General features: G+C 61.6%; 10 protein-coding genes. 7 read left to right on the top strand and 3 right to left on the bottom strand.

Annotated features, from left to right (window positions below; genetic code table 11):
• The first annotated feature begins 403 nt into the window (after positions 1-403).
• From O2807_06490 to O2807_06480, 3 genes are all read left to right on the top strand, one after another.
• On the top strand, positions 404-1,159 hold the full coding sequence (locus O2807_06490) for a dienelactone hydrolase family protein (protein ID MDA1000150.1): 756 nt from the start codon (positions 404-406) through the stop codon (positions 1,157-1,159).
• Positions 1,159-1,737: a hypothetical protein gene (locus O2807_06485; GenBank protein MDA1000149.1), complete on the top strand. Its 579-nt coding sequence runs from the start codon at positions 1,159-1,161 to the stop codon at positions 1,735-1,737. Before O2807_06490 ends, O2807_06485 begins: the two co-directional genes overlap by 1 nt.
• A gap of 558 nt (positions 1,738-2,295) precedes the next feature.
• Positions 2,296-2,808, top strand: a complete 513-nt coding sequence (locus O2807_06480; GenBank protein ID MDA1000148.1) for a universal stress protein — start codon at positions 2,296-2,298, stop codon at positions 2,806-2,808.
• 86 nt (positions 2,809-2,894) lie between these two features.
• On the opposite strand, the gene O2807_06475 is transcribed toward O2807_06480, so the two are convergent.
• The gene (locus O2807_06475) at positions 2,895-4,181 is read right to left on the bottom strand and encodes a M20/M25/M40 family metallo-hydrolase (protein MDA1000147.1); all 1,287 of its coding nucleotides are present in this window, start codon (positions 4,179-4,181) and stop codon (positions 2,895-2,897) included.
• 154 nt (positions 4,182-4,335) lie between these two features.
• Between O2807_06475 and O2807_06470 the strand changes: the two genes are divergently transcribed.
• Positions 4,336-4,749: a cytochrome c gene (locus O2807_06470; protein ID MDA1000146.1), complete on the top strand. Its 414-nt coding sequence runs from the start codon at positions 4,336-4,338 to the stop codon at positions 4,747-4,749.
• An 18-nt stretch (positions 4,750-4,767) separates the two neighbouring features.
• Complete coding sequence (locus O2807_06465; protein ID MDA1000145.1) at positions 4,768-6,138, top strand: AMP-binding protein; 1,371 nt, start codon at positions 4,768-4,770, stop codon at positions 6,136-6,138.
• A gap of 71 nt (positions 6,139-6,209) precedes the next feature.
• Here O2807_06465 and O2807_06460 read toward each other — a convergent pair whose 3' ends face one another.
• Positions 6,210-6,827: an ABC transporter ATP-binding protein gene (locus tag O2807_06460; GenBank protein ID MDA1000144.1), complete on the bottom strand. Its 618-nt coding sequence runs from the start codon at positions 6,825-6,827 to the stop codon at positions 6,210-6,212.
• Between the two features lie 239 nt (positions 6,828-7,066).
• Between O2807_06460 and O2807_06455 the strand changes: the two genes are divergently transcribed.
• Both O2807_06455 and O2807_06450 read left to right on the top strand, forming a co-directional pair.
• The gene (locus tag O2807_06455) at positions 7,067-7,645 is read left to right on the top strand and encodes an ATP-binding protein (GenBank protein ID MDA1000143.1); all 579 of its coding nucleotides are present in this window, start codon (positions 7,067-7,069) and stop codon (positions 7,643-7,645) included.
• A 227-nt stretch (positions 7,646-7,872) separates the two neighbouring features.
• Positions 7,873-8,694: a sensor domain-containing diguanylate cyclase gene (locus tag O2807_06450; GenBank protein MDA1000142.1), complete on the top strand. Its 822-nt coding sequence runs from the start codon at positions 7,873-7,875 to the stop codon at positions 8,692-8,694.
• Between the two features lie 25 nt (positions 8,695-8,719).
• On the opposite strand, the gene O2807_06445 is transcribed toward O2807_06450, so the two are convergent.
• The gene (locus tag O2807_06445; protein MDA1000141.1) at positions 8,720-9,997 is read right to left on the bottom strand and encodes a M20 family metallo-hydrolase; all 1,278 of its coding nucleotides are present in this window, start codon (positions 9,995-9,997) and stop codon (positions 8,720-8,722) included.
• Positions 9,998-10,206 lie beyond the last annotated feature (209 nt).

The raw sequence follows: 10,206 nt of genomic DNA, 5'->3' as shown, positions 1-10,206 counted from the left end.
AAATCGGGGGGAAATCAGGCGGTTTTTAGAGGTCCCCATATCTCTTATTTTTCCCTGCGATTCTCTGGAGCGGTTTTCTTCCGGGGAAAATTCCTCATCTGGCTCAAATACTTTTGCCATCAAAAAAAGACCTCTCCCCGGCCAGGCAAGAGCGCGGAAAAGTAAAGAAGGAATTCGAATTCGAAGAGTATCATTTCTATCAGAGGTGCTCTCGGATGGCAATGTGGCCCACAAGCGGAATATTTTCAGTTATTTACAGCCTGTCTCTCCCGCGTTTCGAGGGTGTGCCGGGGGGCCTCTGGCGTCCCTCGGGCTCGCGAAAAATGTTACAAATGGGTTTCGGCACCCGAGCTTCGGCCCAAGATACTTCTGGCCTTGCCTGAGCGGTCGAGAGGAGGAATCCATGTTCGAGGAAAGTGTCAATATTTCCACCCGCGACGGGGTGCTTCCTACCTTCGGCGTGTGCCCCGGCGGGGAGGGCGCCTACCCGGCGGTGATGATCTACATGGATGCGCCCGGGATCCGGGATGAACTCCGCGGCTTCGCCCGCCGGATCGCGGGGGAGGGCTACTACTGCCTGCTCCCCGATCTGTACTACCGGCTGGGAACGCTCCGCTTTGATTTCAAGAATCGCGACGAGACGATGCGCAAGCAGATATTCGATGCCTGGCACAGCCTCACGAACGCCACCGTCATGAGCGATACGGAGGGGGTGCTTTCTTTTTTCAAGGAGAATCCACGCGTTCGGGAAGGGTCATGGGGATGTGCCGGCTACTGTATGGGCGGGCAGTTCGTGGTCTCGGCGGCCGGGACCTACCCCGAGGGAATGGCGGCCGGCGCCTCGTTCTACGGCGTGGATGTCGTCACGGACAAGCCCGACTCGCCGCACCTGCTCGCGCCGCGAATCAAGGGAGAACTCTACATGGCCTTTGCCGAGGTGGACGAGTGGGTGCCCGGCAATGTGATTCCCGACATGAAAGCCGCATTCGATGCGCGTGGGGTCAGCTACCGGTGCGATCAGTATGCGGGCACCCACCATGGGTTCTGCTTTCCCGAGCGGCCCGTCTACGTGAGGGAAGCGGCCGAGCGGGCGTGGGCGAAAATGCTTGATCTTTTTCAGCGCCGGCTTCAGCGGCCGGGGGAGCGGAGCGGCCCCTGATGGGATTGGGTGACTGGGATTTTGCAAACTGGTGGTGGTGGAAGCCGATTCTCGATCCGCTCTTCGGCCTTATCTGGCTCATCGTCCTGGCGGGAATCGGGGTGGCCATCTATGCTTTTATCGGCAGCCGGACGAAGATGTCCGACTACCGGGCCGTCCTGATGGAATCAGATGCCCCTGCGCCAAGAAAATCCTCCGACGAAAAAGAACTGGCCGGTTTCATGGACGCCTATTTTCCGGAAGTGTCCGAGAGGGAAATTCTCCGGATGCAGGAAATTCTGGACGAGGTTCTGTCCACGGACATTCACCCGGAGATGATGGCGGAAATCGAGCGCCGCGAGATTCCCGTGCATCTGGTGGACCTCCCCGCGCCGGCCATGGTGAAGGAGGTGGGCGGCTGGCCGCTGGCGGTGTGGATACCGGCCACGCAGTCGATCGAGATTTACGCCGCGCCCATGAAGATGCATTGCGGGGGGGACGCCGACGCCTACCGGGGTTACATGGGGAATCTTCTGCTCCACGAAATGGGGCACGCCCTGGGCCTGGGAGAGACGAAGCTCAAGGATTTCGGGGTGTAGGCGCGTCGACGCGCAGACAAAAAAGGAGCGGGGCGTTGCACCCCGCTCCTGAATCTTCGTTTTCGGCCCGGTCTCTCCGGTTCGCCGATACGGACGTTTTGTCGCCCGTTATGAAAGGAGTCAGCCCTTGAGTTTCCTCCCCGCCCGGCCGACTTCTGGAGCCGGGGAGGTTGACTGCTCGGCACGTGAAACGGGATTTCTATCTGGCTTCATAGAACTCCTCCCTCTCTCAGTGGGAACGATACCCTTCGGAGTGCCGCCATCGGCGCTCCATCCCCCCGGCCCTTGCCGGGTGCCGGCCGCATTTCACGGCCATCTCTCGAGTATCTCCGCTACCTTCTCAAATATGCGCTTTGGGTGAATGTTTGGCAAGAGAATTTTTTGCGGGTGCCCATTTCAGTTTCGGAGTCGGGGGATTTTAAAAGAATTGAAGCGTTGAATATCGGTAACTCATTTTTTTGAAGTGGTGGTTTGGCCGCTAATTATCTCGACGGCCTATATTGAAATCATAAGATGTGGAGAATTGGCCCCTCCCGCCGCGCAGAAAGGAGGAGAACGATGATTTTCCATCCGAGAAAAGTTTTGATTCCCCTGGATATGTCCGAGGTGAGCCCGGAGGTGCTCAAGGCCGGGATGGAGATCGCAAATAAATGGGAGGCTGCTGTCGTGGCGCTCCATGTTGCGCCCGAGCCCGAGTATCTCTTGCGCGAGATGTCCGAGTTGGAGAAGACGCAGAGAATCCACGAAACCAAGATCAAGGAAGACGAGCACCAAAGGCTCGAAGATACGCTCTCCGGCATGCTCCGCAAGGCGGAAGCCGGCGCGACGGCGAAGGCAATCGTGGTATGGGGCGGCGATCCGGCCAGCGATATCGTGCAGTTTGCGGGCGCAGGAGAATTCGACCTCATCGTGATGGGCACCCACGGGCGCAATGGAGTGAGCCGCATGGTGATCGGAAGCGTGGCGGAGAAGGTGATCCGCACCGCGCCGTGTCCGGTCTTTGTCATTCGGGAGAAGAAGCCCGCCCCGGAGGGGGCCGCCGGAGTGGAAAGGGGGGTGACGGTTCACTGAAGCCGGAGTTCATCTGCGACAAAAGAAGGGCGGGACGCCTCGTCCCGCCTTTTTCCGTCTTTTTGATTTTCAGGGCACCACCGGGCTCAGGCGAGCCCCACCTTCCCGGGCGCTTGGCTGCACAGCGCGAGGGCGCAGGCGAGGTACACCTTGGCCGCCACCACCATGTCCTCGACGAATACATGCTCGCCCGTCGCGTGCATCAGCCCCTTCTTCTTGGCGTCCGGGTGCATCCTTCCGCCGGGCCCGTACACCGCGCAGGGAATATCGTAGCGGTTGAGATGCGTGGAATCGGCGGCAGGCCGCCGCATCAACAGCTCGGCCGGGGCGCCGGTGACCGCCGCGTTCGCCTCCTGCATGGCGCGGATGATGGGGCTTTCGGGATCGATGATCGTCGCCGGATCGTTGACGTAGAAAGAAAGCGCGGCCTCCGGGCCCCCGCTCTCCCGGGCGACATTTTGGAGAAGCACCCTGAGCTCGCGCTTGATCTCATCGAGAGTCTGGCCCGGCACTGTGCGGATGTCGAGATAGAGGCTGCACGCGATGGGATTTCGCGAGAGGCGCCAGGGGAGCCCGCCCCGGATGGCGGCGATCGTCACGTTGGGCCGCTCGCCCATGCACACATGGCGCGATTCGTAGTCCTTCGCCCATTCCGTCACGGCGCTTTGGATGCGGTGGATTTCCTCGATGGCGTTCGAGATGCCGGGCCGGGAGGTGAACACGCTGTGCGAGACTGTTCCCTGCGCGGTGATCTGGGCCCAGATGCAGCCCATGTTCGCGTTGGAGACGCGAAGGCCGGTCGGCTCGGCCAGAACGGCGAAATCGGCGGTGACGCCGTGGAGGATGAGATGGCGCGTTCCCGTGCCGTAGCCCGAGAAGGACTCGCCCTGAAACTCCTCGATGGCCGCCTTTTCGATCTCACCGCACACCCCGGCCAGGGTGATGTCGCCGCGCAGGGAGATGTCCTCTTTCGCGATGGCTTCCAGCGCCACGAGGGCGCCCGCCAGGCCGCTTTTCATGTTGTTGGCCCCGAGGCCCCAGACCCATCCGTCGCGGTGCACCGCACGCGGCTTGAAGCCCTCGCCGGTGAGATAGTCCTCGTTCCCGTCGTAGGAGGTGTCCATGTGGCCGGTGAAAAGAAGATTGACGCCGCCGCCGCTGCCCTCGCGCACCCCCGCGGTGTTGGGCCTTCCGGGGCTGAGCTCTTGCAGGAAGGTCCGGCAGCCGGCGGCGCGGAGCCTGCCCTCGAGATATTCGGCCATCGGGCCCTCGCCGCCGGTCGGGCTGGGGATATCCACCATTGCCGTCAAGGTTTGCCGCAGGGCGTCCGGCGTGATGTGCCGGGCGGCGCGCTCGAAATCGGGATGGGTCATTGTCGCCTCCAAAAATCCATTTTGGATAGGGGATGTCTCAGGGTAGAGGGAAATACGGGTAATTTCAACGCTTGCGATTGAATGATGATGCCCTCCCGCGTAGGATGCCTTTCGGTTTTATCGGGATTCGTTTTTCGGGAAAAGCGAGAAGGAAATGCAAAAAGGGGTTGTCGCGGCCGCCGCTCTGGCGGCCGGATTCGGGACTCTGTTGTATGTTACCGGCTCTTTGGGCCCGAAGGCGCCGCCAGCGCCGGCACGTTCTCCGGCCGCTTCTGCTCCGGCGCCCGCTGTCTCGATGGCGGCGGGGAAGGCACTGTACGCAGTCAGCTGCCTGGAGTGCCACGGAGAGAAGGGCGCCGGAAACGACAAGGGTCCTCCCTTGGTGCACCTCTACTATGCGCCCGGCCATCATTCCGATCAGGCGTTTACGCTGGCGGTTCGCCGCGGCGCCCGGCAGCACCACTGGCGCTTCGGCGACATGGAGCCCATTCCCGGCCTGAGCGATGCGGAGATTGCGCTGATCGCCCGGTATGTTCGTGGCCTTCAACGGCAGGCGGGAATTTTTTAAAGAGGGCGGCGAAAGACAATGGCGAAACCGGATTCGGCGGTGCAAGATGATGCAGAAGCCCTGGGAGCGGTCCGCGAGGCGCGGCTCCGCCGGACGGTGGAACTTTGCGGCCGGGCGCATCCCTTCTACCGGGAGCGCTTCAAAACGCTGGGTCTTGCGCCGGAGGACATCCGGACGCTGGAGGATCTGGAAAAGCTCCCGCTCACCCAAAAAGCGGACTACATGGCGGGCCCCGAGCAGTTCCGCCTCGACCCGGCCCGGCTGGCGGATTTGCCCTTCGAGGAGCGCACGCTCTGGAACGTGGCCTACACCACGGGCACCACGAGCGGAAAGCCCTCCCCTTTTTTCAACAATACCCATGACCAGTACCACATTCTCCTTCAGGCCCGGATCTGCAACGAGGCCGAAGGCCTGCGGACAGGCGATCTGATCGCGAATCTCTATCCACTCTCCCCGATGCCGCTTGGCGGCTTTCTGTGCTGCGTCCGTTCGGCGGAGATCATGGGGCTGCCCATCGTGAGCGCCCTGACGGGAAGCCCGCACCCGGAGTACCCGGTGCGCCGCTCGCTGGATGAGGCGGTGGATTGCGTGGCGGCGGCGAGCCCGACCGTCATCTGGGGGGTGCCGAGCTTCGCCCGGCGGTTCTTGCGGCGGGCCCGCGAGCGGGATGTTTCGCTCCCCCGGGTCCGAATGGTTTTGACGACGGGCGAGGCGGTCGGAAAGGGGCTGTATGAGGAATACATGGATCATCTCCGCCATTTCGGGGCGGCCGACCCGCAGGTGCGGGCGCGCTACGCCGCGACCGAGATGCAGGGCGGGTTGATCCAGTGCTGCAACGGGGCGGCCCCGCACAACGTGGTGCCCGATCTGTATTTCCTGGAGGTGGTGGACCCGGAGACGGGCCGGCGCCTTCCCGAGGGGGAGGAGGGGCAGATCGCCCTGACCCATCTGCACCGGCGGGGGACGGTCTTTCTCCGCTACCTCGTTGGAGACCTCATCGGCCTCAAGACCGAGGCCTGTCCCCATTGCGGCCGCTACGGGGAGCGTATTGTGCAGATGCCGCGCCGCACGGGCGATCTGGTGAAGGTGAAGGGGATGCTCCTGAACCCCGATATTGTTTTCGAGATGCTGGCCGCCGACCGGAGCGTGCGCGAGTACCAGATCGTGATTCGCAAGAGCGATCCGGCCGACCCCGATTCGATGGATGAGCTGCGCATCCGCCTGGAGGCGGACGACTCTGAGCAAGAGCGGCTCTCGCGGGAGATCCCCGAGAAGGTACGCAAGGCGGTGATGGTGCGGCCGGATGTGGAGTTTGCGGCCTCGGGCGAGATTCACGACCCGATGAAGCAGGTCAAGGCCCGGCGGCTGGTGGATGAGCGGAAGAAGTAGTTTTTCCGAAAAAAGGGCACATCAAAAAAGCCCGCCTTCCCGGCGGGCTTTTTTGATGTGCGGCGCGAGGCCTAGACGCCGAGGTAGCGGCGGCGCGTTTCCTCGTCCTTGAGAAGGTCCGCGGAGGCCCCCTCCCACTGGATGAGGCCCTTTTCGATCAGGTAGGCCCGCTTGGTGAGGGTCAGGGCCATCTTGAAGTTCTGCTCGGTCAGGAGGATGGCGATGCCTTTCTTCTGGATTTCCTCGAGGACGTGGCGGATTGTTTCGACGTAGGCCGGCATGAGGCCCTCGGTCGGCTCATCGATGAGCATGAGCTTCGGCTCGGTGCCCAGCCCCCTGGCCATGGTGAGCATCTGCTGCTCGCCGCCGCTGAGCTGGCTTCCCTTGTTGTTGACCCGCTCCTTGATGCGGGGGAAGAGGGTGAATATCCAGTCCAGGAAGTCGTCGAGATGCTTGGCACCGTCCACGGGGAGGCGGCTGATCTTCAGGTTCTCGAAGACGGTGAGGTTCGGAAAAACCTGCCGGTCCTCGGGGATGAGTGAGATGCCCCGGGTGGAGACATCGTGGGCTGCAAAGGGGGTGATGTCCTCCCCGTTCATCGTGATGGTTCCCGACTGCGCCGGAAGCAGGCCCATGATGGTTTTCATTGTAGTAGTCTTTCCGGCGCCGTTTCTGCCGAGAAAGGCCACGGCCTCCCCCTCGCCTGTGTCAGGCGCTTTCGCCCTATCAGGCGGGCGGGCGATTGCCGAGTCCCATCGTCCGCGAAATCCGCGCCACTGAAAAAATTCACTCCATCGGCGATCTGGTTTCACGGATTGTCCATGAGTTCAACAACCTGATGACCATCGTTCGCGGCTCTGCCCAGCTTGCCTCCGGCAAGATGCAGGAGGGCAGTCCGGGGCTCAGGGAGATAAGAGAGATCGCGGCTGTGAGCGAGCGGGCCGAGCGCATCGCCCGTGAACTGGTTGTTTTCAATCGGGGACACTTGGAAAATCAGGATTGGATCGATCTGAATGAATGTGTGCAGGAATTTTTGAAACATTTCGTGCGGTTGGCCACTCACGGGCATTCGATCTCCGTTGACCTGGCGGAGGATCTCTGGCGCGTCCGGTGCCATCCAGGACAAATCCGGCGGGTTCTCATGAATCTTTTACTCAATGCGGGTGAGGCGATGGCCTCGGGGGGAGAGATCATCGTGCGCACGGAAAATTACCGCGCCGGCTCGCTGGATGGCCTGAGGGAGAGTCCAGATGCCGGGCGTCATGTCTGCCTCTCGATTGAGGACAAAGGGCCAGGGCCGGCTTCTGGCGCGCGGGAGCGCATCTTTGAGCCTTTCGCCGGCACCAGCTTCTCTGAAGGATCGGGGCTGGGAATGGCCGTTGTCAAAGGAATCCTCTCCATCCTCGAAGGCTGGAGCGAAGTGGAAAGCCAGAATGGAAATGGGAAAAAAATACGGATTTTTCTCCCTGCGCAACCTGCCCGCCGAAGCCCCCCGCCAAGGCATTGAGAGATTCGGAGAAGATGCCCTGACCCGCCACCGTATGCCGCTCTGCCCTGGAAATAATTCGACGCTGTATGTTCTGTGCAGTGGGTACAATTCCTGCAAATTTGTCTTAACCTATTATTTCTGGAAGTTTTCGTTTTTCCTCAAAATCTGGTACTTTTAGAGTCCTTTTTTTGGTTTCCTGTTTCCTGTTTTTTTTTAACCATTGTCGATTGAGTTGGTCCCATCCTATGGTCAAACATCCTGAAGATATATTTCGAATCCTGGTGGAGAACTCCCCCGATGCCGTTCTTGCAGTCAACCGGCAGGGCGTCATTCGCTTCATGAACGCGGCGGCGGAGGAATTCCTGGGGCGCAGCGCGAAGCGGATGACGGGAGAGAAAGTGGATTTTTCCTTCAACTCTCAGCGCGCGCAGGAGATCAGTATCATCCGGAAGGGAAAGGACGTGGGAGTGGCCGAGGTGCTTTCGACGGAGGCCCGGCTGGGCCGGGAGAAGATCTACATTTTGACGCTGCGGGACATTACCGAAAGAATCCACACGCAGGAGCAGCTTCGGGCGCTCTCGGATACCGATCCGCTCACCGGCCTGCTCAACCGCAGAGGGTTTGTGTCGGCCGCGGAGCGGCAGTTGCGCCTGGCGCAGCGTACCGAACGGGAGATGGTGATGTACTTTATCGATCTCGATGGCATGAAAAATGTGAACGACACCCTGGGTCACGTCGAAGGGGACCAGGCCATCATCGATGTCGCCCGCATCCTCAAAAAGTCTTTCCGGAACCCCGATCTGGTCGGCCGCTATGGCGGGGACGAGTTTTCCGTTCTGGCCATCGAGGGCAAGGGAAGAAGCGCGGATGCAATCGTCACGCGCTTGAACGAAAACCTCAAAACGCACAACAGCAAAAAAAGGGGACTGCGCAAGCTCAGCCTCAGCGTCGGCTACGCCCGTTACAACGCGGAGACGAATATCACGATCGAAAATTTGATCGAGGAGGCCGACGCCATGATGTACAAGAACAAGCAAGCCAAACTCCGCGTCAAGAAGAAAAAGTAAATCCCCGTTTTTTCCCTCTCCTCTGCTAGACCCTGACCCTTTTGTCCGCCAGCCGCAGCAGCGCCCCGATGGTCACATCGGCGCCGGCGGCCAGATCCGCGAAGCGGGTGAACTCCTCCGGCGTGTGGGAGAGTCCCTTCACGGAGGGGATGAAGATCATCCCCATCGGGCAAAGGGCCGCCATGCAGCAGGCGTCGTGCACCCCGCCGCTCGCGAGCGACATCCACTTGTAGCCGGCCGCCTCGGCGCCGCGGGCGATGGCCCGGCGTATGCCCGGCGAGGCGGGGCAGGGCGGGAGCTTCTGAATCACGCGGAGCCTCCCCTTCACCCGGCGCTGTTTCGAGAGGCGCGAGAGGGTGGTGCGCATCCGGCGGAGCATGGCCTCCAGAGCGGGCTTCGTCCGCGCCCTGAGGTCGAACGTGATGTGGGCGCCGCCCGGCACGATGGTGACCCACCCCGGATCGAAGCCGATCTCTCCGAAAGTCATGGTGACGCGCTGGCGCTCGGGAGCCCGCCGGGCGATGGCTTCCATCTCCACCATGTAGGCCGCCGCCGCCATTCCGGCGTCCTGCCGGTAGGCCATCGGCTGGCCGCCCGAGTGGGCCGTCACCCCGGCGAATTCGATCTCGCCGCGGATGTAGCTCACCACGACGTCCACCACCCCGATGGGGGTCCGATGGACCTCCAGGATCGGCCCCTGCTCGATGTGCAGCTCGAGGTAGCACTTGAGGTCCTTCTTCCGAAGCAGGCAGCTCTTCAGCCGGGCGGGGTTTCCGCCCGCGGCCCGAACGGCGTCATACATTGATTTTCCGGAGGGCGGGTGTACGCAGGCGCGAAGGGCGGCGGCGTCCGCGATTCCGGTCGCCACGCTGCTGCCGAAGACCGTCATCCCGCTCGCCGACTCCTCCCCGATGAAGGCCACCACCTCGATGGGATGATCGTGCGCGGCGCCGCTCTCGCCGATGCGGCGCACCGCTTCGAGTGCGGTGAGGACGCCTCCCGCCCCGTCGAACCTTCCGCCCGGGTTCTGGCTGTCCAGATGGGAGCCCACCATGACGGCGGGGAGGCCCTTTCCGCGGCCCTCTTTCCGCCCGTAGAGGTTCCCGACGGCGTCCACCCGCGTTTTGAGACCGGCCCTCTTCATCCAGCCCTCGACCAGCCTCCGGATGCGGTTGTACTCCGGGGTGAGGGCGATGCGGGCGAGCCCGGTTTTCCCGAATTTCCCGATCTCGGCCTGGGCGTTGAATTCGCTCCTGAGGCGGGAGCGGTTGGCGCGGATGAGCCTTTCCTGTTTCTTCCCCATGTCTGGTCACTCCCTGTAGTTCGCTCTGAATCTGCTAGCCCGTATGTCGCATGGTTTTTAATGTACTGGGAAATAAGGAGATGAGAAAGTGTGAATCTTTTGAGGGAAAAGCGTGTCCAAGGAGGTGAAAATAAAGAAGACAAAATATAGGTTAAACTATATGTGACCGGAATTATGCGGCAACCGAGGCCCTTGCCCCGATTCCGCAT

The sequence above is a fragment of the bacterium genome (genome assembly GCA_027622355.1).
Lineage (GTDB): Bacteria > UBA8248 > UBA8248 > UBA8248 > UBA8248 > JAQBZT01.
Note: the sequence above shows the minus strand (reverse complement) of the source record. Positions and strands in the feature narration are given on the sequence as shown.